The sequence below is a fragment of the Pseudomonas sp. LFS074 genome, from assembly GCF_047978165.1.
Taxonomy (GTDB): domain Bacteria; phylum Pseudomonadota; class Gammaproteobacteria; order Pseudomonadales; family Pseudomonadaceae; genus Aquipseudomonas; species Aquipseudomonas putida_P.
Map to the genome: position 1 here is coordinate 1,980,844 of NZ_JBFPFV010000001.1, position 21,551 is coordinate 2,002,394.

At 63.4% G+C, this 21,551-nt stretch carries 23 protein-coding genes; 13 read left to right on the top strand and 10 right to left on the bottom strand.

The window, feature by feature from the left end:
• The first annotated feature begins 35 nt into the window (after positions 1-35).
• The 9 genes from ACNQP3_RS09080 to ACNQP3_RS09120 all read left to right on the top strand — a co-directional run bounded on the left by ACNQP3_RS09080 (position 36) and on the right by ACNQP3_RS09120 (position 7,726).
• Complete coding sequence (locus tag ACNQP3_RS09080) at positions 36-1,682, top strand: acyl-CoA synthetase (RefSeq protein WP_060492966.1); 1,647 nt, start codon at positions 36-38, stop codon at positions 1,680-1,682.
• Between the two features lie 12 nt (positions 1,683-1,694).
• Positions 1,695-2,462: an SDR family NAD(P)-dependent oxidoreductase gene (locus ACNQP3_RS09085; RefSeq protein WP_060492965.1), complete on the top strand. Its 768-nt coding sequence runs from the start codon at positions 1,695-1,697 to the stop codon at positions 2,460-2,462.
• A gap of 11 nt (positions 2,463-2,473) precedes the next feature.
• Positions 2,474-3,667, top strand: a complete 1,194-nt coding sequence (locus tag ACNQP3_RS09090) for an acetyl-CoA C-acyltransferase (protein WP_012271503.1) — start codon at positions 2,474-2,476, stop codon at positions 3,665-3,667.
• 8 nt (positions 3,668-3,675) lie between these two features.
• Positions 3,676-4,803 (top strand): acyl-CoA dehydrogenase, encoded by a 1,128-nt coding sequence (locus ACNQP3_RS09095; RefSeq protein WP_060492964.1) that lies wholly within the window; start codon positions 3,676-3,678, stop codon positions 4,801-4,803.
• A 13-nt stretch (positions 4,804-4,816) separates the two neighbouring features.
• Positions 4,817-5,590, top strand: a complete 774-nt coding sequence (locus tag ACNQP3_RS09100) for an enoyl-CoA hydratase (RefSeq protein WP_012271505.1) — start codon at positions 4,817-4,819, stop codon at positions 5,588-5,590.
• Positions 5,591-5,924: 334 nt separating this feature from the next.
• Positions 5,925-6,329: a TraR/DksA family transcriptional regulator gene (locus tag ACNQP3_RS09105; protein ID WP_012271506.1), complete on the top strand. Its 405-nt coding sequence runs from the start codon at positions 5,925-5,927 to the stop codon at positions 6,327-6,329.
• A 177-nt stretch (positions 6,330-6,506) separates the two neighbouring features.
• Positions 6,507-6,701, top strand: coding sequence for a hypothetical protein (locus ACNQP3_RS09110; RefSeq protein WP_012271507.1), 195 nt, complete (start codon positions 6,507-6,509; stop codon positions 6,699-6,701).
• A 345-nt stretch (positions 6,702-7,046) separates the two neighbouring features.
• Positions 7,047-7,517: a hypothetical protein gene (locus ACNQP3_RS09115; protein ID WP_041166445.1), complete on the top strand. Its 471-nt coding sequence runs from the start codon at positions 7,047-7,049 to the stop codon at positions 7,515-7,517.
• A complete protein-coding gene (locus ACNQP3_RS09120) occupies positions 7,514-7,726 on the top strand; it encodes a hypothetical protein (protein ID WP_012271509.1) in 213 nt (70 codons plus the stop codon). Before ACNQP3_RS09115 ends, ACNQP3_RS09120 begins: the two co-directional genes overlap by 4 nt.
• Before the next feature lie 12 nt (positions 7,727-7,738).
• Here ACNQP3_RS09120 and ACNQP3_RS09125 read toward each other — a convergent pair whose 3' ends face one another.
• From ACNQP3_RS09125 to ACNQP3_RS09155, 7 genes are all read right to left on the bottom strand, one after another.
• The gene (locus ACNQP3_RS09125; RefSeq protein ID WP_012271510.1) at positions 7,739-8,104 is read right to left on the bottom strand and encodes a Na+/H+ antiporter subunit G; all 366 of its coding nucleotides are present in this window, start codon (positions 8,102-8,104) and stop codon (positions 7,739-7,741) included.
• Positions 8,101-8,379: a K+/H+ antiporter subunit F gene (locus tag ACNQP3_RS09130; protein ID WP_003250109.1), complete on the bottom strand. Its 279-nt coding sequence runs from the start codon at positions 8,377-8,379 to the stop codon at positions 8,101-8,103. Before ACNQP3_RS09130 ends, ACNQP3_RS09125 begins: the two co-directional genes overlap by 4 nt.
• Positions 8,376-8,864 carry a Na+/H+ antiporter subunit E gene (locus ACNQP3_RS09135; protein WP_264316956.1) on the bottom strand — a complete coding sequence of 163 codons (489 nt, stop codon included), beginning with the start codon at positions 8,862-8,864 and terminating at the stop codon, positions 8,376-8,378. The genes ACNQP3_RS09130 and ACNQP3_RS09135 overlap by 4 nt, the downstream gene beginning before the upstream one ends.
• A complete protein-coding gene (locus ACNQP3_RS09140) occupies positions 8,861-10,540 on the bottom strand; it encodes a monovalent cation/H+ antiporter subunit D (RefSeq protein ID WP_012271512.1) in 1,680 nt (559 codons plus the stop codon). The genes ACNQP3_RS09135 and ACNQP3_RS09140 overlap by 4 nt, the downstream gene beginning before the upstream one ends.
• Positions 10,537-10,881, bottom strand: coding sequence for a Na+/H+ antiporter subunit C (locus tag ACNQP3_RS09145; protein WP_003250128.1), 345 nt, complete (start codon positions 10,879-10,881; stop codon positions 10,537-10,539). Before ACNQP3_RS09145 ends, ACNQP3_RS09140 begins: the two co-directional genes overlap by 4 nt.
• Complete coding sequence (locus ACNQP3_RS09150; RefSeq protein ID WP_012271513.1) at positions 10,881-13,796, bottom strand: monovalent cation/H+ antiporter subunit A; 2,916 nt, start codon at positions 13,794-13,796, stop codon at positions 10,881-10,883. The genes ACNQP3_RS09145 and ACNQP3_RS09150 overlap by 1 nt, the downstream gene beginning before the upstream one ends.
• A gap of 149 nt (positions 13,797-13,945) precedes the next feature.
• The gene (locus ACNQP3_RS09155; protein ID WP_060492963.1) at positions 13,946-14,896 is read right to left on the bottom strand and encodes a DMT family transporter; all 951 of its coding nucleotides are present in this window, start codon (positions 14,894-14,896) and stop codon (positions 13,946-13,948) included.
• 85 nt (positions 14,897-14,981) lie between these two features.
• On the opposite strand from ACNQP3_RS09155, the gene ACNQP3_RS09160 reads away from it, so the two are divergent.
• Complete coding sequence (locus tag ACNQP3_RS09160; protein ID WP_041166446.1) at positions 14,982-15,545, top strand: helix-turn-helix domain-containing protein; 564 nt, start codon at positions 14,982-14,984, stop codon at positions 15,543-15,545.
• Between the two features lie 49 nt (positions 15,546-15,594).
• Here the strand turns inward: ACNQP3_RS09160 and ACNQP3_RS09165 are convergent, their stop codons facing one another.
• Positions 15,595-16,143 carry a cysteine hydrolase family protein gene (locus ACNQP3_RS09165; protein WP_012271516.1) on the bottom strand — a complete coding sequence of 183 codons (549 nt, stop codon included), beginning with the start codon at positions 16,141-16,143 and terminating at the stop codon, positions 15,595-15,597.
• A gap of 82 nt (positions 16,144-16,225) precedes the next feature.
• Between ACNQP3_RS09165 and ACNQP3_RS09170 the strand changes: the two genes are divergently transcribed.
• Positions 16,226-17,218, top strand: a complete 993-nt coding sequence (locus ACNQP3_RS09170; protein WP_060492962.1) for a GlxA family transcriptional regulator — start codon at positions 16,226-16,228, stop codon at positions 17,216-17,218.
• 81 nt (positions 17,219-17,299) lie between these two features.
• Positions 17,300-17,680, top strand: coding sequence for an antibiotic biosynthesis monooxygenase (locus ACNQP3_RS09175; protein ID WP_060492961.1), 381 nt, complete (start codon positions 17,300-17,302; stop codon positions 17,678-17,680).
• Here the strand turns inward: ACNQP3_RS09175 and ACNQP3_RS09180 are convergent.
• The gene (locus ACNQP3_RS09180) at positions 17,659-18,429 is read right to left on the bottom strand and encodes an alpha/beta hydrolase family protein (RefSeq protein WP_060492960.1); all 771 of its coding nucleotides are present in this window, start codon (positions 18,427-18,429) and stop codon (positions 17,659-17,661) included. The genes ACNQP3_RS09175 and ACNQP3_RS09180 overlap by 22 nt on opposite strands.
• Positions 18,413-19,531 carry a DUF3182 family protein gene (locus ACNQP3_RS09185; protein WP_012271520.1) on the bottom strand — a complete coding sequence of 373 codons (1,119 nt, stop codon included), beginning with the start codon at positions 19,529-19,531 and terminating at the stop codon, positions 18,413-18,415. Before ACNQP3_RS09185 ends, ACNQP3_RS09180 begins: the two co-directional genes overlap by 17 nt.
• A 186-nt stretch (positions 19,532-19,717) precedes the next feature.
• Here ACNQP3_RS09185 and ACNQP3_RS09190 point away from each other — a divergent pair, with 186 nt between their 5' ends.
• Complete coding sequence (locus ACNQP3_RS09190) at positions 19,718-21,526, top strand: aminopeptidase P family protein (RefSeq protein ID WP_060492959.1); 1,809 nt, start codon at positions 19,718-19,720, stop codon at positions 21,524-21,526.
• The last annotated feature ends 25 nt before the right edge of the window (positions 21,527-21,551 follow it).

Sequence of the window (21,551 nt, forward strand, 5' to 3'; positions counted from 1 at the left end):
TTCAACTCCAAAAACAAGAAACCAGGAGTCCGACGATGCGTGATTACGCCGAGGCCGCTCGAGCGTTCGACCTTGCGCAGGCCGCTACTGCGGCACTGCATGGCAACCTCGAAGCCCTCAATGCCTGTGTCGAATGCTGCGACCGCCATGCCGGTGGCGGCAAGCTGGCGCTGATCCACGAAGACCGGGACGGCCACACTGAGCGGTACAGTTTCGAGCAACTCAAGGTGCAGGCTGCCCGTTTTGCCAATGTACTCAAGGCGCAAGGCGTGAGTGCCGGGGACCGGGTGGCGGGTCTAATGCCCCGTACACCTGAGTTGCTTGTCACCATCCTCGCCACCTGGCGCCTGGGGGCGGTGTATCAGCCGTTGTTCACTGCGTTCGGCCCCAAGGCCATCGAGCATCGCCTTGAGCAGTCGCACGCCCGTGTCGTCGTCACCGACAGCCAAAACCGTGCCAAGCTGGACGACGTGCATGCCTGCCCGACGATCATCACGGTCAAGGCTCGCGTTGGCGAGCTGGATTTCCAACAGTGCCTTGAGCGTGCGGCAGACGACTGTGAACCGGTCATGCGCGCGGGTAACGACCCGTTCTTGCTCATGTTCACTTCAGGCACGACTGGCCCGGCCAAGCCACTGGAAGTGCCTCTGCGTGCCATCGTCGCGTTTCAAGGCTACATGCGCGACGCCATCGACCTGCGCCCCGAAGACAACTTCTGGAACCTGGCCGACCCGGGGTGGGCCTATGGCCTGTACTACGCGGTCACCGGCCCGTTGTCGCTGGGCCATGCCACCACGTTCTACGATGGCCCGTTCAGCGTCGAAAGCTGCGCGCGAGTCATCGACAAGCTTGGCATCACCAACCTGGCAGGCTCGCCCACCGCGTACCGCCTGTTGATCGCCGCCGGCAGTGCTTTTTCGGCGCCCGTCAAAGGCCGCCTGCGGGTAGTCAGCAGTGCCGGTGAGCCGCTTAACCCGGAAGTGATCCGCTGGTTTGCCGACGAGCTTGGGGTCACCATCCACGACCATTACGGCCAGACCGAGCTGGGCATGGTGCTGTGCAACCACCATGGCCTGCAGCACCCGGTGCATCTGGGCTCGGCCGGCTTCGCCATCCCCGGTCATCGCATTGTCGTGCTGGACGAGCAGGGTAGCGAACTACCTGCCGGCCAGCCGGGCATCCTTGCGGTCGATCGCGAGCAGTCGCCGCTGTGCTGGTTCGGTGGTTACCACGGCTTGCCGACCAAATCGTTCGTCGGCAAGTACTACCTCAGTGGCGACACCGTCGAGCTGAACCAGGATGGCAGCATCAGTTTCGTCGGCCGTAGCGACGATGTGATCACTACCTCTGGCTACCGGGTCGGCCCATTCGATGTGGAGAGTGCGTTGATCGAGCACCCGGCGGTGATCGAGGCGGCCGTGATCGGCAAACCGGACCCGGAGCGCACCGAGCTGATCAAGGCCTTCGTGGTCTTGGCCAGCGGCGTCGCCGGCAACGCCGAGCTGGAAGAAACCTTGCGCCAGCACGTGCGCCAGCGCCTATACGCGCATGCCTACCCCAGAGAAATCGAATTCGTCAGCGAGCTGCCCAAGACCCCGAGCGGCAAGCTGCAACGCTTCATCCTGCGTAATCAGGAAGTCGCCAAACAACACGCGCAACAGGCCACCCCTGCCAGCGCCTGAAAGGAACCGATCATGCACATAGCCAACAAACACTTCATCGTCAGCGGCGCCGCTTCCGGGCTGGGTGCCGCTACTGCTCAGATGCTGGTCGAGGCCGGCGCCAAGGTCATGCTGGTCGACCTCAATGCCCAGGCCGTCGAGGCCAAGGCTCGCGAGCTGGGCGACAACGCCCGCTTCGCGGTGGCCGACATCAGCGACGAGCAGGCTGCCCAGGCGGCGGTCGATGCAGCCGTCAACGCCTTTGGCAGCTTGCATGGGCTGGTCAATTGCGCCGGCATCGTCGGTGCCGAGAAGGTGTTGGGCAAGCAGGGCCCGCATGGCCTGGGCAGCTTCGCCAAGGTCATCAACGTCAACCTGATCGGCAGCTTCAACCTGCTGCGTCTGGCTGCTGCGGCCATGGCCGAAGGGGCTGCCGACGAGGGGGGCGAACGCGGGGTGATCATCAACACTGCGTCCATTGCCGCTTATGACGGGCAGATCGGCCAGGCCGCCTACGCGGCCTCCAAGGGCGCCATCGCCAGCCTGACCTTGCCGGCCGCCCGCGAACTGGCGCGCTTCGGTATCCGTGTGATGACCATCGCCCCAGGCATCTTCGAAACACCGATGATGGCCGGCATGACCGAGGACGTGCGTGCTTCGCTGGCTGCCGGCGTGCCGTTCCCGCCGCGTCTGGGTCGCCCCCAGGAATATGCCGCACTGGCCCGTCACATCATCGAGAACAGCATGCTCAACGGCGAGGTGATCCGCCTCGACGGTGCACTGCGCATGGCTGCCAAGTAAGGAGAACGAACATGACCCTCGCCAATGACCCGATCGTTATCGTCAGCGCCGTGCGCACGCCCATGGGTGGGCTGCAGGGCGACCTCAAAAGCCTGACAGCGCCGCAACTGGGCAGCGCGGCCATTCGCGGCGCCGTGGAGCGCGCCGGCATCGACGCCGCCAGTGTCGAGCAAGTGTTGTTCGGCTGCGTGCTGCCGGCCGGGCAAGGCCAGGCCCCGGCGCGCCAGGCCGCGCTGGGCGCCGGGCTGGACAAGCACACCACCTGCACCACCCTGAACAAGATGTGTGGCTCGGGCATGCAAGCCGCGATCATGGCCCATGACTTGCTGCTGGCCGGCACTGCAGACGTGGTGGTAGCGGGGGGCATGGAAAGCATGACCAATGCCCCGTACCTGCTGGACAAAGCCCGTGGTGGTTACCGCATGGGACACGGCAAGATCATCGACCATATGTTCATGGACGGCCTGGAAGACGCCTACGACAAAGGCCGCCTGATGGGTACCTTCGCTGAAGACTGCGCTCAGGCCAACGCCTTCAGCCGCGAAGCCCAGGACCAGTTCGCCATCGCCTCGCTGACCCGTGCCCAGGACGCGATCAGCAGCGGCCGCTTTGCCGCCGAGATCGTGCCGGTGGAAGTCGCCGAGGGCAAGGAAAAACGCGTGATCAAGGATGACGAGCAGCCGCCCAAGGCGCGCTTGGACAAGATCCCGCAGCTCAAGCCGGCGTTCCGTGAAGGTGGCACCGTGACGGCGGCCAACTCCAGTTCGATTTCCGACGGCGCTGCCGCGCTGGTGCTGATGCGCCGCTCCGAAGCTGACAAGCGCGGCCTCAAGCCCCTGGCAGTCATCCATGGCCATGCTGCCTTCGCCGACGCCCCGGCGTTGTTCCCGACCGCGCCGATCGGGGCCATCGACAAACTGCTGAAACGCACCGGTTGGAACCTGGCAGAAGTCGACTTGTTCGAGATCAACGAGGCCTTTGCGGTGGTCACGCTGGCGGCCATGAAGCACCTCGACCTGCCCCACGAAAAGGTCAACATCCACGGCGGCGCCTGCGCACTCGGGCACCCGATTGGCGCTTCTGGCGCTCGCATTCTGGTAACCCTGTTGTCGGCCTTGCGCCAGAACAACCTGCGCCGAGGTGTGGCCGCCATCTGCATCGGCGGTGGCGAGGCCACGGCCATGGCTGTCGAATGCCTGTACTGAGGTGAACCATGCTGGTAACTGACGAGCAACAACAGATAGCCGATGCGGTACGTACCTTCGCCCAGGAGCGCCTGAGACCGTTCGCCGAACAATGGGACAAGGAACATCGGTTCCCGAAAGAGGCCATTGACGAAATGGCCGAGCTGGGCCTGTTCGGCATGCTGGTGCCGGAGCAGTGGGGCGGCAGCGACACCGGTTATGTGGCCTATGCCATGGCCCTGGAAGAGATCGCCGCCGGTGATGGGGCCTGCTCGACCATCATGAGCGTGCACAACTCGGTCGGTTGCGTGCCGATCCTGCGTTTCGGCACCGAGCAGCAGAAAGCACGGTTTCTCACCCCGCTGGCCAGCGGTGCGATGCTCGGCGCCTTTGCCCTGACCGAACCGCAGGCGGGCTCCGATGCCAGCAGCCTGAAGGCCCGTGCGCGTCTGGACGGTGACCACTATGTGCTCACTGGCAGCAAGCAGTTCATCACCTCCGGGCAGAACGCCGGGGTGGTGATCGTGTTTGCCGTGACCGACCCGGACGCCGGCAAGCGCGGGATCAGCGCCTTCATCGTGCCCACCGATTCGCCGGGCTACCAGGTGGCGCGGGTGGAGGACAAGCTCGGCCAGCATGCATCCGACACCTGCCAGATCGTCTTCGACAACGTGCGTGTGCCGGTGGTCAACCGCCTGGGTGCAGAAGGCGAGGGCTACAAGATAGCCTTGGCCAACCTTGAAGGTGGCCGCATCGGTATCGCCTCGCAGGCGGTTGGCATGGCCCGGGCCGCGTTCGAAGTGGCGCGCGACTACGCCAACGAGCGGCAAAGCTTCGGCAAGGCGTTGATCGAGCACCAGGCTGTGGCCTTCCGCCTGGCCGACATGGCGACGAAAATCGCCGTTGCCCGGCAGATGGTGCTGCACGCCGCCGCGCTGCGTGACGCCGGGCGCCCGGCGTTGGTGGAGGCGTCGATGGCCAAGCTTTTTGCCTCGGAAATGGCCGAAAAGGTCTGCTCGGATGCCTTGCAGACCCTGGGCGGTTATGGCTATCTGAGCGACTTCCCGCTGGAGCGGATCTACCGTGACGTTCGGGTTTGCCAGATCTACGAAGGCACCAGCGACATTCAGCGCATGGTCATTGCGCGCAATCTTTGAAGGAGCAGACTGCATGGCATTCGAAACCATCCTGTTGGACATCCACGGCAAGGTCGGCCTGATCACCCTCAACCGCCCGCAAGCCCTCAATGCGCTGAACGCGCAGATTGTCGGCGAGATCAACCAGGCCCTTGACCAGCTCGAGCGTGACCCGAATATCGGTTGCGTGGTGCTGACAGGTTCGGCCAAGGCCTTTGCCGCTGGCGCCGACATCAAGGAAATGGCCGAACTGCAATACCCGCAGATCTATGTCGACGACCTGTTCAGCGATGCTGACCGCATTGCCAACCGGCGCAAGCCGATCATCGCGGCGGTCTCCGGCTTCGCGCTGGGCGGCGGCTGCGAGTTGGCGATGATGTGTGACTTTATCCTCGCCGCCGACAACGCCAAGTTCGGTCAACCGGAAATCAACCTTGGCGTGTTGCCGGGCATGGGCGGTACCCAGCGTCTGACCCGTGCCGTGGGTAAGGCCAAGGCCATGGAACTGTGCCTGACTGGCCGCCTGATGGGGGCTGAAGAGGCTGAGAGGGCTGGCTTGGTGGCGCGAATCGTGCCGCAGGCGGAGTTGCTGGAAGAGGCGCTTAAGGTGGCTGCGACCATTGCCAGCAAATCGATCCCGGTGAGCATGATGGTCAAGGAGAGCGTTAACCGAGCGTTTGAAGTTACCCTCAGCGAGGGCGTGCGCTTTGAACGCCGGGTCTTCCATGCGGCTTTCTCCACTGAAGACCAAAAAGAAGGCATGGCCGCCTTCATCGCCAAGCGCGAGGCGCAGTTCAAGGATCGTTGATGCCAGCTGGGAATTTGGGCTGGGCCTCCAGGTGCATGCCTTGAGAGGTCTGGTCGCTGTGAGATCGAGCGCCGGGCGGGTGGCGCTCGATCTCATGGGCGCTGAAAAGGTTGTGGCGAGCCTCCCAAGACCAGCCATCCCTGCACCGACCGGCGGATTGTAAGCACTGGAAGCAAATTCGCACCCATTTGCAGTTGCTCCACGCGACGTGGCGCCTTAGACTGCCGCCCCCTGTAAAAGAGTGCCGGTTGGCGCTTGAAGAATTCCGCTGCCGATGCCAAGGCGTCGGCGGCACATGAATCGCCCAAATGCACATTTTTTCATAGAGAAATCGATGACCAAGGAACAGTTGCTGGCCATGTCGGCCGATGACTACATGAACGCCGACCAGCTGGCCTTCTTCACTGAGCTGCTGCAGGCGATGAAAGTCGAAACCCATGAACGCATCGAGCTCAGCCGCACCACCATCGAAGGCCTTGACACCCCGTCGGACCCTGCCGACGTGGCTTCGGTCGAAGAAGAACGTAGCTGGCTGGTAAATGCCATCGACCGCGACCAACGCCTGCTGCCACAGCTGGAAATGGCCCTGGACCGCATTACCGACGAAAGCTTCGGCTGGTGCGATGACAGTGGTGAGCCAATCGGCCTGAAGCGCCTGCTGATCAGCCCGACCACCAAGTACTGCATCGAAGCCCAGGAGCGCCACGAGCAGCTCGACCGCCACCAGCGCCAGGTATAACCCGCGCCAGGTGCAAAGCCCCACGGAGCGATCCCTGGGGCTTTTTGCGCTTGTCGTCGCCGCCGTTTTTGTTGCGCCATAAGAAACACTGCTGTACTGGCATGCGCTGTTTTCTCTTCGCAGGCAGGCGTATCATGGCCTTATCGTTAGGGTGCTAATTAAATTCCGGAGGGAATGATGAATAGCCGAGTCGATGTAGCCGTGATGATTGGTTCGGGTGTGCCGGCCACCCTGCAGGCACTGGGTAAGCGCATTTGCTGGGTGGTGCTGGTCAATGGCGAGCGCCGTGGCACCGCGTTTGCCACGCGTGAAGAAGCGCTGGAGTGCCAGGCTGCCTGGCAGCAGCAGCTGAAGAAGGGGTTGGCAGCCTGAAAATGTTTATTGCCTCTCGACGTGTTTCAGTGTTTTCGGGCATATTTGTTCTACAGTAATGCGCACATGGATGCCAGGGCTTGTTTTCTTGCAGGCTCACTCCCATGGTTGCGTTTTCTGGCGAGTGATCTCAGGCATCACACTTCCCTAACCGGGGATGAGCCAAACGCCTTCGGTTGAAGGCGAATCTGGCAGACCAGAGTAAAGATTCCTGCACGCTGCATCGTCAGCGAGCACAGACATTTCGCATATCGCTTTATTACTCTTTTCGCCTATCGATAAGAAGTGGCCGTGCCTCCCCGAGCTTGGGAGAGGGCGGGTTGTAACCGGTTGAGGATTACTTCATTGGCAGTCAGCACACTTGATACTCATGCGTTGTTCGCCTTGGGCGACTTGCGCGGTAAATTGGCCCAACTGTTCCAGGGTCGCTTCATCTATGTCACCGAACAGAATCCCGAAGGCCTGTACATGGCCGAAATCGACACCGAAAGTGCACTGGTGGTCGATGACAAACAGCGCCTTGAGCTGAAAGTCGGCGACCACTTCCGCGCTGCCGTATTGCCCAGCCGCGAAGGCGGCAAGCTGGAAATGCGCTTTCGCGAAATAAAGTTGAATGTGTATGGCGTGGGCGATTACGCCTTCGTTTCGGTGCCGGAAGGCGATGGGATCGTGTTTCGGGAAGGGCATGGCGTGATGCTGGTGTTCGCCGCGCAGCAACAAGTGCAGGAAGGCCTGGGCAAGTTGCTCAAAGCGGTGACCGGCAAAGTTGCCAAGTGGCGCAAGGGTGAACTGACCACGTTCAAGGCCAGTGAATGACCGACGCTGACGCCGGTCCTGCCTCGCGGTCCGAGTTTCATCGGCAGCACCAAGCACATGCCGTGGCCGAGGCCGAACGCATGCTGGCCAAGCGCGAGGAGCTGAAAGGCACCTGGTTGAACTGGGTGGCGGCTGAGCTCTATGGCCTCAGCCCGCCGCCATATGCCGCCATGGTTCGGCGCGAGTTGCAGCGCCTCAGCCAAGGCTGAGGCGGCAACCCTTCAGTTACCTCGGTCGCTGCCGCTGCTGACCTCTTCAGGGACCGGCTCTTTCGACATGCGCTTGCGGAACAGCGCCGCCCGCGCCAGCAGTAGCGTGGTGACCGGCACGGTGATCGACAGCAGTATCGGGATCAGCCAGGCATGCAGCACCGGGGCGTCCTTGAGCCACGAGAAATAGATGATCGAGGCCAGTGCCACGCACCAGGCGCCAATGGTCGAGGCCAGTGCGGGCGGGTGCATGCGTTGGAAGTAGTCTTTCAGGCGCACCAGGCCTATCGCACCGATCAGGGCGAACAGGCTGCCGGTCAGCAGCAGCGCGGCAGTGACCAGTTCCAGCCAAAACGGCAGTACCAGGGTTTCAGTCATTCGATCACCTCACCGCGCAGCAGGAACTTGGCCAGGGCAAACGAGCCGACGAAGCCGAACAGCGCAATCAGCAGGGCACCCTCGAAATAGGTGTCACTGGCATAGCGGATACCCAGCACCAGCATGGTCAGCATGGCCAGGATGTACAGGTAGTCCAGCGCCAGCACACGGTCCTGGGCGGATGGGCCACGGAACAGCCGGATCAGCGCCAGGCCCATGGCCAGGGCGAAGATGAACAGGCTGGCGAGAACAGCATTGGCGAGCAGGCCTGTCATTGGAAAATCTCCATCAGCGGGCGTTCGTAGGTGTCCTTGAAGTGTTGGATGAAGGCCGCTTCATCCTCCAGGTCGAACACGTGCAGCAGCAAGACACTGCGGTCCAGCGCCAGTTCGGACCAGACGGTGCCCGGTACCACCGTGGTAATCATCGACAGCGCTGCCAGGCCGTGCGCGTCGCGCAGTGCCAGCGATATGTGGACGAACGCGGAGCGTGGAGGCTGCTTGCCGGCACGCAGCACGCCACGAGCAACCAGCAGGTTGGAGATGATTACATCCAGGCCGACCCGGGCGATCAGCCTGGCGATGACCAGTGGCCGGCGTACGTGGGCATGCTGCGGACGCAGGGGCGCCATCAGCAGCGGCGCCAGCACGCCGAGTGCGGCGCCTAGCAGCAGGTTGCCAGGGCTTACCGAGAGGTTCAGCAACAGCCACAGGCCGAACAGCGAGACCGACAGCAGTGGGGCGGGGAACAGTCGGTTCATGGCTGCACCTGTACGTCGAGCGTGGTGGGGCCAGGAATCGGCCGGGCGGCCATCACGGCTTCGATATAGGCGTCCGGGGCCTGCAGGCTGGCAGCTGTGTCCTGGGTGTAGCGCAGCAACGGCTCGGCCTTGAGGCTGAGTATGATGCACAGGCCGAGCAGGATGACGATTGGCAGGCACTCATAGCGGCGCAGTACCGGCGAGGGCCGTTCTTCGGGTTTCCAGAAACGCTGGATGCCAACGCGGCCGAAGGCGATCAGCGAGGCCAAACCGGAGAGGATCAGCAAGGCCACGAGACCCCAGCCGGCCACACTCAGCGGCTGTTCGGCGGGCACGCCGAGGCCCAGTGGGTTGAATAGCGCGCTGATAAGGTTGAGCTTGGCGACAAAACCCGACAGCGGCGGCATGCCGATGATCAGCAGCGCACAAGCGATGAAGCTGAGGCCGAGGAAGGCCATGGTCCACGGGATGATCTGGCCGATCACCGCCTTCTGCTCATCGTCGAGGTTGATGCCTTTGGGCGGGTGCAGCGATTCCAGCGGTGGGGGCATGGCGTCTTCTTCTTCGTCCAGCGGTGCTTCATTGGCCGAGCGCGAACGCTCGACCAGTTCAGCGAGCAGGAACAGTGCGCACAGCGCGAGGGTCGAGTTGACCAGATAGAACAACGCCGCGCCGGTCAGCGCCGACTGGGCAAAGCCGACGGCGCCGAGCAGGGTGCCGGCCGAGACCAGTATGCTCAGGGCCGCCATGCGCTCCAGGCGCTGTGCGGCAAGGATCGATACTGCTGCCACCGCCAGAGTGACCAGGCCGCCGTACACCAGCCACTCGCCGCCGAAATGCGCCGAGGCTCCGGCCTGCCCGGAGAACAGCAGCGTCCACAGGCGCAGCACGGCGTACAGGCCGACTTTGGTCATGATGGCGAACAGCGCAGCCACCGGCGCACTGGCCGAGGCGTAGGCTGGCACCAGCCAGAAGTTCAGCGGCCAGATACCGGCCTTGACCAGGAAGGCCATGGCCAGGATTGCCGCGCCGGCATGCAGCAGGCCACGGTCGGCCTCCGGTACCAGTGGAATCTTCAGTGCCAGATCGGCCATGTTCAAGGTACCGGTCACGCCATACAGCATTGCTGCGCCGATCAGGAACAACGATGAGGCGAACAGGTTGATGGCGATGTAGTGCAGGCCGGCGCGCACCCGAGCGCGACCCGAGCCATGCAGCAGCAGGCCATAGGAGGCGGCCAGCAGCACTTCGAAGAACACGAACAGGTTGAACAGGTCGGCGGTGAGGAAGGCCCCGTACAGGCCCATCAGCTGGATCTGGAACAGCGCATGGAAGCTGGCCCCGGCGCCGTCCCAGCGGGCACGGGCAAACAGTAGCGCACTGAAACCGATGACCCCGGTCAGGGTCAGCAAGAGCGCAGACAAGTGGTCCACCACCAGCACGATGCCGAATGGCGCCGGCCAGTTACCCGGCAGGTACACGCCTATCGACTCTGCCTGGCCCTGGGTCCGCACCCACAGCAGCAGAGAGACCGCGATGACCAGGCCGGCGAAGGTTGACAGCAGGTTCAGCCTGGCCTTGATATGCCTGTGCTTTTCACCCAGCAGCAACATCACCGATGCAGTAATCAGCGGCAGCAGAATGGGGGCGACGATCAGTTGACTCATGCCACTCATTCGTCACGCTCCCGGCCATCCACGTGGTCGGTACCAGTCAGGCCACGCGAGGCCAGCAGCACCACCAGAAACAGCGCAGTCATGGCGAAACTGATGACGATGGCGGTTAACACCAGCGCCTGCGGCAGTGGGTCGGTGTAATGCAGCAGGTCCTGAGTGACGCCGTCCTTGATGATCGGCTCCTTGCCAATGAACAGGCTGCCCATGCTGAAAATGAACAGGTTGACCCCGTAAGACAGCAGGCACAGGCCCATGATTACCTGGTAGGTACGCGGGCGCAGGATCAGCCACACCCCCGAGGCGGCCAGCACGCCGATGGCGACTGCAATCACTTCTTCCATCAGGCGGCTCCTGCTTGGCTGGTTTTCGCCGGGTTGCCCGGGCGGTAGGCGCGCACCGACTGGTGCGCCAGGGCCGTGAGGATCAACAGCGTCGAGCCGACCACCACGGTGTACACGCCGACATCGAAGAACAGCGCGCTGGCCACGTGCACGTCACCGAGCAACGGCAGGTGCAGGTGGGCGGTATGAGTGGTGAGGAACGGATAGCCAAGCAACATGGCACCGACTCCAGTCAGGGTCGCGCACAGCAGCCCGGTGCCCATCCAGCGCAGCGGCCGCAGGCTCATCTGTGCTTCGACCCACTGGGTGCCGGCCACCATGTACTGCAGGATGAACGCCACCGACATCACCAGGCCGGCGACAAAGCCACCGCCCGGCTGGTTGTGCCCGCGCATGAACAAGTACATCGACACCAGCAGGGCGATCGGCAGCAGCAGGCGCACCAGTACCGCCGGCACCATCATGAAACCGAGTGCGGTGTCGGTGGCGTGCCGCGGGTTGATCAGGTCGGTGACCACGTCGGGCGCCAGCTGGCGCTGCTGCGCCGGCAGTTGCATGCTCTCCTTCGGTGGGCGGAAGCGCCGCAGCAGGGCGAACACGGTCAGCGCCACGGCCACCAGCACGGTAATTTCACCGAGGGTATCGAAGCCGCGGAAGTCGACCAGCATGACATTGACCACATTGGTACCACCGCCCTGAGGCAGCGCCCGACTCAGGTAGAACGAGGAAATATCGTTGGGCGTCGGCCGGGTCAGCATCGCGTAGGACAGCACGGCCATGCCGCCCCCTACCAGCACCGCCAGCAGCAGGTCGCGCAGGCGGCGCATGCGCGCGCGCTCCAGGCTGCCCGGTAGTGGCGACACGCCTTCAATCCGTCGCGGCAACCAGCGCAAGCCGAGCAGGATCAGCACAGTGGTGACCACTTCCACCACCAACTGGGTCAGGGCCAGATCGGGCGCGGAGAACCAGACGAAGGTGATGCAGGTCATCAAGCCGCAGACGCTGACCATGATCAGTGCTGCCAGACGGTGGTATTTGGCCTGGTAGGCGGCGCCGATGGCGCAGGCAATGGCGATCAGCCACAGGGCGACGAACACACCCGAACCCGGAATCTTCGGCCGGTCGCCCCAGCTCAGGCCGCTATAGAGCATGGGCGTGAGGCCAGCAAGAAACGCGGCGACGACCAGCATGAACAGCTGCGACTGCAGGCGACGGGTGGTGAACAGGCGCTCGATGCGACGTGCCAGCAGCATCAGGTGCACTTGGCCGTGCTCGAACAGGCGCTTGCCGTTGAAGCGCTCGATCAGCGGTGGGTAGGGGAAGCGGCCCAGGCGCAGCTGCTTGCGCAGCAGCAGGTACAGGACGATGCCGCCGCTCATGGCCACCAGGCTCATGATCAGCGGTGCGTTCCAGCCATGCCAGATGGCCAGGCTGTATTCCGGCAGTGTGCCGCCTACTACCGGCAGGGCCGCAGCGGCCAGCAGCGGGCCGACCGACTGAGCAGGGAAGATGCCCACTACCAGGCAGGTGAGCACCAGCAGCTCGACCGGCGCACGCATCCAGCGTGGCGGCTCGTGCGGGGTATGGGGCAGGTCCTGGGCTGGCGGCCCGAAGAACACATCGACCGTGAAGCGCAGGGCATAAGCCACGCTGAAGGTACCGGCCAGGGTGGCGATCACCGGCAACGTCGTTTCGACCCAGGCGGTGGAGCTGATGAATACGGTTTCGGCGAAGAACATTTCTTTCGACAGGAAGCCGTTCATCAACGGGACGCCGGCCATCGAGGCGCTGGCCACCATGGCCAGGGTGGCGGTGTATGGCACCAGGCGGATCAGGCCACTGAGGCGGCGGATGTCACGCGTACCGCTTTCGTGGTCGATGATACCGGCGGCCATGAACAGGGAGGCTTTGAAGGTGGCATGGTTGAGAATGTGGAACACGGCGGCAACGGCCGCCAGCGGGCTGTTCAGACCTAGCAGCAGGGTAATGAGGCCCAGGTGGCTGATGGTCGAATAGGCCAGCAGGCCCTTGAGGTCGTTCTGGAACATGGCGGCGAAAGCGCCGAGCAGCAGAGTGAGGGCGCCGGCGCCGCCGACGATCCAGAACCACTCATCGCTGCCCGACAGCACCGGCCAGAAGCGCGCCAGCAGGAACACGCCCGCTTTGACCATGGTGGCGGAGTGCAGATAGGCCGATACCGGGGTGGGCGCTGCCATGGCGTGGGGCAGCCAGAAATGGAAGGGGAACTGTGCGCTCTTGCTCAGGGCGCCGATGAGGATCAGGGGCAGCAGCACCGGGTACAGCGCATGCTGGCGGATGGTGTCGCCGGCAGCCAGGACCTTGTCCAGGTCGTAGCTGCCGACCACATGGCCTAGCAGCAGGGCCCCTACCAACAGGCACAAACCGCCCGCGCCGGTGACCATCAGCGCCATGTAGGCGCCGCGGCGGGCGTCGGCGCGGTGGTGCCAGTAGCCGATGAGCAGGAAGGAGAACAGGCTGGTGAGTTCCCAGAAGAACACCAGCTGGATCAGGTTGCCGGAGATCACCAGGCCGAGCATGGCGCCCATGAAGGCCAGGAAGAAGGCGAAGAAACGCGGTACCGGGTCTTGCGGCGACATGTAGTAGCGGGCATACAGCGACACCAGCGTACCAATGCCCAGCACCAGCAACGAGAACAGCCAGGCAAAGCCGTCCATGCGCAGCACCAGGTTCAACCCCAGGCTGGGCAGCCACAGGAATTCTTCGCGAATTACGCCACCGTGGGCAATCTGAGGGTACAGAAGTGCTACCTGGACGGTACCGACCAGGGCTACGAGCCCGGCAAGAATGGACTCGGCGTTACGTGCGTTGTGCGGCAGCACGGCTGCCAGGCAACTGCCCACGAACGGCAGAAGCAGTAGCACTATCAAAGACATAGCGGCCTATTCTGGAGAAGTTTGCAAAGATCATACGTGCCGAGTGGATGATCACCAACACGCAAGCTGTCGCAGAATCCTACAAACAGGCTGTGACAAGCTGTTTTTTTATAACAGTTTTTTACAAAGCATAGTCGTAGTTGGCGGCTTTACAGCCCTGCCTGGCGCTCGCCTGAATTTTGCACGTCCCGTGCGGCATCGACTTCGCGCGGGCGGCGCACCTTGAGTTCGCTGACCACCACCGCGATCACGATCAGCAAGCCGCCAAGCAGCGCCACGCCCGGCAGGCGCTCGCCGGCTAGGCGCCCGACGATACCGGCCCACACCGGTTCACCGGCATAGATGAGGGTCGCGCGGGTGGGGGAGACCGACTTTTGCGCCCAGTTCATTGCCACCTGAATGACTGCGCTCATGGCGCCCAGGCCCACTGCGCTGGTCAGCAGCAGCCAGGAGAAGTCGGGGATGCGCTCCTGGGTCGGCACGATCATCAGGAACGCTAGCAGTGAAGCAGTCGCCAGTTGCACGACGGTGACCCGTCGCACATCGACCTGGCCTGCATAGCGGCTGATCAGGATGATTTCGCCTGCAATGGCCACCGCGCTGACCAAGGTGACCAGTTCGCCTTCGCTGAAGTGCAGGCTGCCGCCTTCGGGCCCGGCCAGCAGCATCAGGCCGATGAACGCCAGGCAAATGCCGATGCTGGGCATCAGGCCAGGCCGCCGGCCCAGCACCAGCCACTGCAGCAGCGGCACGAACGGCACGTAAAGTGCGGTGATGAACGCCGACTGGCTGCTGCTGATGGTTTGCAGGCCCATGGTCTGCAAGCCGTAGCCGAGCATGATCGACACACCGATCAGCATGCCGGCCTTCAGTTCGGTAAAGGTCAGCCCAGGCAGCGCTCGTGCCGACACCACGGCTACGAACAGCGCGGCTGCCGCAAAGCGCAGGCCGACGAAGAACATCGGGCCGCTGACGGTCATCACGTTGTGCACCAGCAGGAAGGTGCCGCCCCACAACATGGTGATGAACACCAGCACCAGTTCGGCCTTGCTCAGGCGAAAGGTAACGGTGGAGGTCGACTTGCTGCTGGGCTGGCTCATGGTCTTGCACACTCGGCGGGGGGCGGCGCACAATCGCCGCAAAAGTGGGCAGTATACTGCGCAATCTTGACCAGTGAGCAATATAGTGCACAAAGATTCTTTGCACCGGGCATCGGTGCTGCAACATGTCAGCCTCAATGTGCGCAGCCTGCGCAACGCTGCCGGAATGAGCCAGACGGCGCTTGCCGAGCGCTCCGGGGTCAGCCGCCGCATGCTGGTAGCGATCGAGGCGGGCGAGAAGAATGTCAGCTTGACCACCCTGGACTTGATCGCTGAAGCCTTGGGCGTGGCCTTCAGTACCCTGATCCAGGCGCCAGACCTGCGCGACCCCGGGCGCATCGAAGAGCTGGCCTGGGCTGGCGAACATCCGCAGAGCAGGGCGGTGTTGCTTGGCACCAGTGCGGCACGGCGCGAGGTGGAGCTGTGGGAGTGGACCCTCGCACCGGGCGAGTGCTATTCCAGCGAGGCTGATGCCGAAGGCTGGAGCGAGCAGATTTATGTGGCCGAAGGGCAATTGACGCTGATCATCGAAGATGTCGAGCATCGCTTGCAGGTGGGGCAGTTCCACGTGTTCCCCAGCAATTGCCGGTATGCCTACCGTAACGATGGCGCGGTGGCGGTGCGGTTTGTGCGCAATGTGGTGATTTGAGCTTGCAGCTTTAGGGGCTGCACAGCAGCCCCCAAAGCTCTCGAGCTGATCAATCTTTCAGCAGTTCTTCGGTCTTCACCACCTTGGCGTAGGCAAACGCCAACGCCGCCATCGCCGAATCATGCACCTGCGCCGCCGGCACCTGCTTGCCGTCGAATTCCAGTGGTAGGGTCGCGCAGGCATCGTGCGCCACGGTCACCGTATAGCCCAAATCTGCCGCGGCGCGGGTAGCGGCGTCGATGCACATGTGGCTCATGCTGCCGGCAATGGTCAGGGCCTCGACACCATGCCGGTCCAGCGTGTGCTCAAGCTCGGTGCCTAGGAAGGCATTGACCTTGTGCTTGAGCACCACCGGCTCGCCTTTTACCGGCGCGACCTTGGAGTGGATGGCCGCACCCTGCGAGCCTGGGGCGAAGAATGGCGCATCGGCGCTGTCGAACTCATGCCGCACGTGCACCACCAGGTCGCCACGCTGGCGCGCTGCTGCCAATAAGCGTGCAGCGTTGTCGGCCGCCTGGTCGGCGCCATCGAGTGTCCACTTGCCGCCCGGGAAGTAGTCGTTCTGGATGTCGATGATGATCAGTGCCTGCTTGCTCATGCTGCCTCCTGTGGCAGTAGTCGTGGATAGACGTTAGTTATAGGCTGTGTGCACTGACATGAGGATTGGCGCGAACGACACTATGCGGGCAAAAACTGACACCCCATCCAGCCTGGACATCGGTCTGCTGCTGTACCCCGGCGTGCAGCGCGCCGCCGTGCATGGGCTGGCCGACCTGTTCCTGGTGGCCAACCGGGTTGCGGCCGAGCTGGGTGGCGTTGGGTTGCCGACTATTCGCGTCAGCTTCTGGCAGGCAGATGAATTGGGGCGATTGCTGCCTGCCCCGGATAGCCCGGCTGATGCCGGGCTGGGCTTGCGCGTTTTGATCATTCCGCCGAGCCTGGAGTCGGCTCCGCAAGCCGAGCTGCTCGAGCGTCACCGCGCGTTGCTGTGCCAACTGCACGTGCAGGGTACGGTGCTGGCGTCAGTATGTATCGGGGTGTTTTTCATTGCCGCCAGCGGCCTGCTGGACGGGCGCCCGGCCTGCACCCACTGGAACTATGTACAGGCGCTTGCACAGCGCTTCCCCAAGGTGCGGGTAGAGGCCCAGCAGCCGTTGCTGGATGACGGGGACATCGTGACCTCGGCCGGGCTCATGGCCTGGACCGACTTGGGCTTGCGCCTGCTGGAGCGCTTTCTGGGGGCTACGGTGGCACGGGAGACCGCCCGCTATCTGGCCGTCGATCCGGTCACGGCGACGCTGCCCGGGGCTGTATTCAGCCCGCGCCTGGATCACGGTGACGAGGCCGTGCTGAAAGTACAACACTGGTTGCAGGGCAATGGTGGGCAGGATGCCGACCTGGCCGCGATGGCTGCCTGCGCGGGGCTGGAGGCGCGGACCTTCTTGCGGCGATTTCGTGCTGCTACCGGGCTACGCCCGACCGAGTACTGCCAGCAGGTCAGGGTAGGGCGGGCGTGCCGTTTGCTGGAGTTTACCCGGCGCAACGTCGAACAGATCGCCTGGGGTGTGGGCTACCAGGATCCGGGCGCCTTTCGCAAGGTGTTCCAACGCGTCACCGGCTTTACCCCGAGCGACTATCGGCGGCGGTTTGCGGTGTCCGATCAGGGTATGTAGAAACCACTTGACCTTGACTTTGCTTGAGGTTTTACCCTGCTCGGCATCGCGCTGCATGCGTCCTTATCCAGGAGACCGTCGATGTCGGCAAACGCTCATGCCTTGTGGTTCACCCAGATGATCGAATATGAAGTGCCCAGCGTGTGCCAGCACGCACTGGCCCAGGCCCTGGTGGCGCGTAGCGAAGTGTTGGCCACGCGTTGCGAAGGCTTGCAGGGTGTGAGCATCCAGGCCAGTGACGATGGCAGCCGGGTGTTGCAGTACCTGCAATGGCAGTCACGCCAGGCCTGGGCGGAGGCGGCAGTGCACTTCGTCGAAGAATCGTTCCTTGACCTGCTGGGGCAGCATCAGGCCCGGGGCGTCAACTTCGCCGCCTACCAGGCCCTGCGCAGCCTGGTGCGCGGCACGGATGGCGGCCTGCATTGCCAGGTGGGCGAGCCTCATGCATACCAGGGTGCATAGTGCGGGTAGCGGTCCAGACGGGCACCGATGACCATTTCGCCGATCCATGCCGCCAGGATCGAGCTGTAGGCTTTCTGGCTTTCTTCGCTGGACAGTGCGTGGTCGGCGCCGTCGACGATGCGATGGGTGAGCGAGTGGGCACTGACGAACGCCGAGCGGTAGCTCATCAGTGTGCTGTGCGGTACGTAGTCGTCCTGCTCGGACTCCACCAGCAGTACATCCCCGCTGAATTCGGCGCAGGCGGCCAGCGCGCGGTTGTCCGCCGGGCCGAGCGGACGTCGGCGGTAGTCGTTCAGGCGTTGACGGTCGAGCGTTTGCTTGGGGCTGCCCCATTCATCGTCCCAATACATGGCAGGTACCCGCAGGGCCAGCCATCTGACTGACCGTTCGCGGGTCAGCAGGGTGGCCAGGTAACCGCCATAGCTGCTGCCGATGATGGCGATGGCGCTGCTATCGACGGCCGGGTGACTGACCAGTCGATCGTAGGCCGCCAGCAAGTCCTGCAAGTTTTGCTCACGCGTGACCGTGAGGCGCTGGCTCTCGGTTTTTTCGTGGCCGCGCAGGTCGAACGTCATGCACACGCAACCCAGCCCGGTAATATGCCGGGCGCGGGCGAGGTCGCGTTGCTGGCTGCCGCCCCAGCCGTGGACGAAGAGAATACCTGGCATCTTGCTGCCCGGGCTGACCAGGGTGCCATTGATGCGATCATTTTCGACCTGCAGTTCAACGGTTTCACTCTGAATGGTCATGTTCGCGAATCCGCGCAAATTTGCTGAGTTGTCCGAGTTCACTGTCGTTTCCTTGGTAGAAGAGGGTGGCGTCAGTGGGCAGGTCGGGGGTGCCGAACACTTCATGGGTGGAGGCTCGCACCCGCTGTAATGCCGGGTCATCGGCAAAAGCCTGCAGGGCCAACAGCTCGGCGCTGCTGGCACCGCCCAGGCGCCAGGATTGTTCGAGTACGCCGCTGCGCAGGTGGCCCTGCGAATCGAGGCCGCGGGCGATGTCGTAGTTGCGCCGGGAGGCAATGAAACCAGGGAAGTGCTGCTCGGCAGCCTGCTCGTAGGTGATGGCCTGGTTGATGGCCAGTCGCAGGTGCTCTTCCATGGGGAGTTGGAGGAGTGCCTGGTAGTCGCCGCGTACCACCACCAGGTCGGAACCTCCGTACACCTCGGTGCCTTGATGGTCGCGGGTCAGTTGTTGAGTGCCGTGATAGCTGCAGGTCAGGCCGGCGACGCGCACCTGGCCGACGCTGAAGGTTTGCACGTCGCTCAAGTCCTCTTCGAGTACCAGCCCCCACCGTGCCAACTGCTGGTCGTCCATGGCGGCCAGCAGGGGCTCCAGCGCGTCTGCCAGGGTGATGACTTGCTGCCCGCGCCCTGCGCAGGCCAACACGGGCTTGACCCGCACGGGGCCGTCGAGCAGCAGTAGCTGTGCAGCAGTGCGCGCATCGGCTTTGCTGAATACGGTATAGCCGCGCAGCAAGGCGTCACTGGCCTGCCGGGCGAAGTCATCGGTCCAGCCCGGCGGAAAACTGGCCCCGGCCGGTAGCGGGTGAGAGATCGCCTTGGTTGCCATGTAGGGCTGGTCGACCAGCCCGCCAAACAGATCCTGCTCGCTGCGGATACCTCTAGCAGCCTGACGTCTGGCGTCGATCAGGGTTTCGGTGGGCAGGTAGTAGTAGCCATCGACGGCGGTTGCTGAGGGGGTGGGTTTCACGTGCGGGCAGCCCAGCAGGCCGGCCAGGCCATCGGCAAGCTTGAGGTGCACGGCATGCTCATGTTCGGGGGTGTGATCGCGGGTATCGAGCAGCACCACGCCGGCTTTCGGTTCGCTGGCACTGGGCATGGTCATTTGCCTGTGTGCAATGAATGTACTGTGTGTGAAGCCGGTGCCTTGGGGAAGTTCAGCAAAACTGGATCGGTGGTCCAGGCCCAGCTGTAGGAAGTGTCCTGTTTGTGCAGCGGCGATTGCAGGGCTCTGGCGGCTGTTCCATTATCGGTGTATTGGATCAATTCTGATGTAGCCGCAGGAGAGCGCATGAACGTCCAGACCACCCTTGAGCAAAGCGTGCCACAGCGACTGGCGCACGTGCGCGAGGCCATGGCGGCAGGGGGCATCGATGCCTTGCTGGTACCCTCGGCCGACCCTCACCTTTCCGAATACCTGCCCGGTCACTGGCAGGGGCGCCAGTGGCTGTCGGGGTTCCATGGCTCGGTCGGTACGCTGGTGGTCACCTCTGGGTTCGCCGGGCTGTGGGTCGATAGCCGCTACTGGGAGCAGGCGGATCACGAGCTGGCGGGCAGCGGCATCGAACTGATGAAACTGTTGCCAGGCAAGCCAGGGGCGCTGGAGTGGCTGGGTGATAACGTCAAGCCCAACGGTAGCGTCGCGGTAGATGGTGCGGTCATGGCTCTGGCTTCGGCGCGCCAGCTAGGTGAGCGGCTGAAGGCACGTGGGGCGCGGCTGGTGACCGACAAGGACCTGCTGGCCCAGGTCTGGGACGGGCGCCCGGCGCTCCCAGCCAACCCTGTGTACCAGCACTTGCCGCCACATGCCACGGTGAGCCGGGCGGAAAAGCTCGCGCAACTGCGCCAGGGCATCCAGGACAAGGGGGCCGACTGGCACTTTATCGCAACCCTCGATGACATTGCCTGGTTGTTCAACCTGCGCGGTAGCGATGTCTCCTACAACCCGGTTTTCCTGGCCTTTGCCCTGATCAACCCGCAGCAGGCCATTTTGTTCGTAGGCCAGGACAAGGTGGATGCGCACCTGCGCCAGGTGCTGGCGGTCGACGGCATCGAGGTGCGCGACTATAGCGAGGCAGGCAAGGCCCTGGCCGCTGTTGCGGCGGGTGGGCGGTTGCTGGTGGATCCTGCCCGTGTCACCTGCGGCCTGTTGGCCAACCTGGCGGCAGAGGTGGTGCTGGTCGAGGGGCTAAACCCCACCACGCTGAGCAAGTCCTGCAAAGGCGGCGATGACTTGGTGCATATCCGCCAGGTCATGGAGCAAGACGGCGCGGCCTTGTGCGAGTTCTTTGCCTGGTTCGAGGCGAACCTTGGGCGAGAGGTTGTCACTGAGCTTACAGTTGACGAGCAATTGAGTGCCGCACGTGCCCGGCGCCCGAATTTCGTGTCGCTGAGCTTCTCGACCATTGCCGCCTTCAATGGCAATGGCGCCATGCCGCATTACCGTGCCACCGAGCAGTCGCATGCGGTCATCGAAGGTGATGGCTTGCTGCTGATCGACTCGGGTGGGCAATACCTGGGCGGCACCACCGACATCACCCGCATGGTGCCAGTCGGTAACCCCAGCCATGCACAGAAGCAGGACTGCACGCGGGTACTGAAGGGCATGATTGCCCTGTCGCGTGCCACGTTCCCGCGGGGGGTACTGTCGCCGTTGCTCGACGCTATCGCCCGGGCGCCGATCTGGGCTGACCAGGTCGACTATGGCCATGGCACCGGGCACGGGGTGGGCTACTTCATGAACGTACACGAAGGGCCGCAAGTAATTGCCTATCAGGCAGTGGCTGCACCGCAGACGGCGATGCAAGCGGGCATGATCAGCTCGATCGAGCCGGGTACGTACCGGCCGGGGCAGTGGGGGGTACGTATCGAGAACCTGGTGGTCAACCGCGAAGCGGGCAGGAGTGCGTTCGGCGATTTCCTGTGCTTCGAGACCTTGACCCTGTGCCCGATCGATACCCGCTGTCTGCTGCCCGCGCTGCTGGTAAAGGAAGAGGTGGAGTGGCTGAACGGCTATCATGCCAATGTGCGTGAGCGCCTTGCGCCTCTACTCAAGGGTGATGCACTGGCCTGGCTGGAGGCACGTACTGCGCCGCTGTAAGGCAAATGAAAAAGGGCAGCTTACG

Coding starts and splice junctions, on each gene's coding strand:
- ACNQP3_RS09175 (WP_060492961.1), top strand. CDS start 17,300: ATGTCGGCAAACGCTCATGCCTTGTGGTTCACCCAGATGATCGAATAT.
- ACNQP3_RS09120 (WP_012271509.1), top strand. CDS start 7,514: ATGACCGACGCTGACGCCGGTCCTGCCTCGCGGTCCGAGTTTCATCGG.
- ACNQP3_RS09170 (WP_060492962.1), top strand. CDS start 16,226: ATGCGGGCAAAAACTGACACCCCATCCAGCCTGGACATCGGTCTGCTG.
- ACNQP3_RS09110 (WP_012271507.1), top strand. CDS start 6,507: ATGAATAGCCGAGTCGATGTAGCCGTGATGATTGGTTCGGGTGTGCCG.
- ACNQP3_RS09190 (WP_060492959.1), top strand. CDS start 19,718: ATGAACGTCCAGACCACCCTTGAGCAAAGCGTGCCACAGCGACTGGCG.
- ACNQP3_RS09090 (WP_012271503.1), top strand. CDS start 2,474: ATGACCCTCGCCAATGACCCGATCGTTATCGTCAGCGCCGTGCGCACG.
- ACNQP3_RS09185 (WP_012271520.1), bottom strand. CDS start 19,531: ATGACCATGCCCAGTGCCAGCGAACCGAAAGCCGGCGTGGTGCTGCTC.
- ACNQP3_RS09140 (WP_012271512.1), bottom strand. CDS start 10,540: ATGAGTGGCATGAGTCAACTGATCGTCGCCCCCATTCTGCTGCCGCTG.
- ACNQP3_RS09105 (WP_012271506.1), top strand. CDS start 5,925: ATGACCAAGGAACAGTTGCTGGCCATGTCGGCCGATGACTACATGAAC.
- ACNQP3_RS09180 (WP_060492960.1), bottom strand. CDS start 18,429: ATGACCATTCAGAGTGAAACCGTTGAACTGCAGGTCGAAAATGATCGC.
- ACNQP3_RS09155 (WP_060492963.1), bottom strand. CDS start 14,896: ATGAGCCAGCCCAGCAGCAAGTCGACCTCCACCGTTACCTTTCGCCTG.
- ACNQP3_RS09165 (WP_012271516.1), bottom strand. CDS start 16,143: ATGAGCAAGCAGGCACTGATCATCATCGACATCCAGAACGACTACTTC.
- ACNQP3_RS09100 (WP_012271505.1), top strand. CDS start 4,817: ATGGCATTCGAAACCATCCTGTTGGACATCCACGGCAAGGTCGGCCTG.
- ACNQP3_RS09085 (WP_060492965.1), top strand. CDS start 1,695: ATGCACATAGCCAACAAACACTTCATCGTCAGCGGCGCCGCTTCCGGG.
- ACNQP3_RS09145 (WP_003250128.1), bottom strand. CDS start 10,881: ATGGAAGAAGTGATTGCAGTCGCCATCGGCGTGCTGGCCGCCTCGGGG.
- ACNQP3_RS09125 (WP_012271510.1), bottom strand. CDS start 8,104: ATGACTGAAACCCTGGTACTGCCGTTTTGGCTGGAACTGGTCACTGCC.
- ACNQP3_RS09095 (WP_060492964.1), top strand. CDS start 3,676: ATGCTGGTAACTGACGAGCAACAACAGATAGCCGATGCGGTACGTACC.
- ACNQP3_RS09150 (WP_012271513.1), bottom strand. CDS start 13,796: ATGTCTTTGATAGTGCTACTGCTTCTGCCGTTCGTGGGCAGTTGCCTG.
- ACNQP3_RS09135 (WP_264316956.1), bottom strand. CDS start 8,864: ATGAACCGACTGTTCCCCGCCCCACTGCTGTCGGTCTCGCTGTTCGGC.
- ACNQP3_RS09130 (WP_003250109.1), bottom strand. CDS start 8,379: ATGACAGGCCTGCTCGCCAATGCTGTTCTCGCCAGCCTGTTCATCTTC.
- ACNQP3_RS09080 (WP_060492966.1), top strand. CDS start 36: ATGCGTGATTACGCCGAGGCCGCTCGAGCGTTCGACCTTGCGCAGGCC.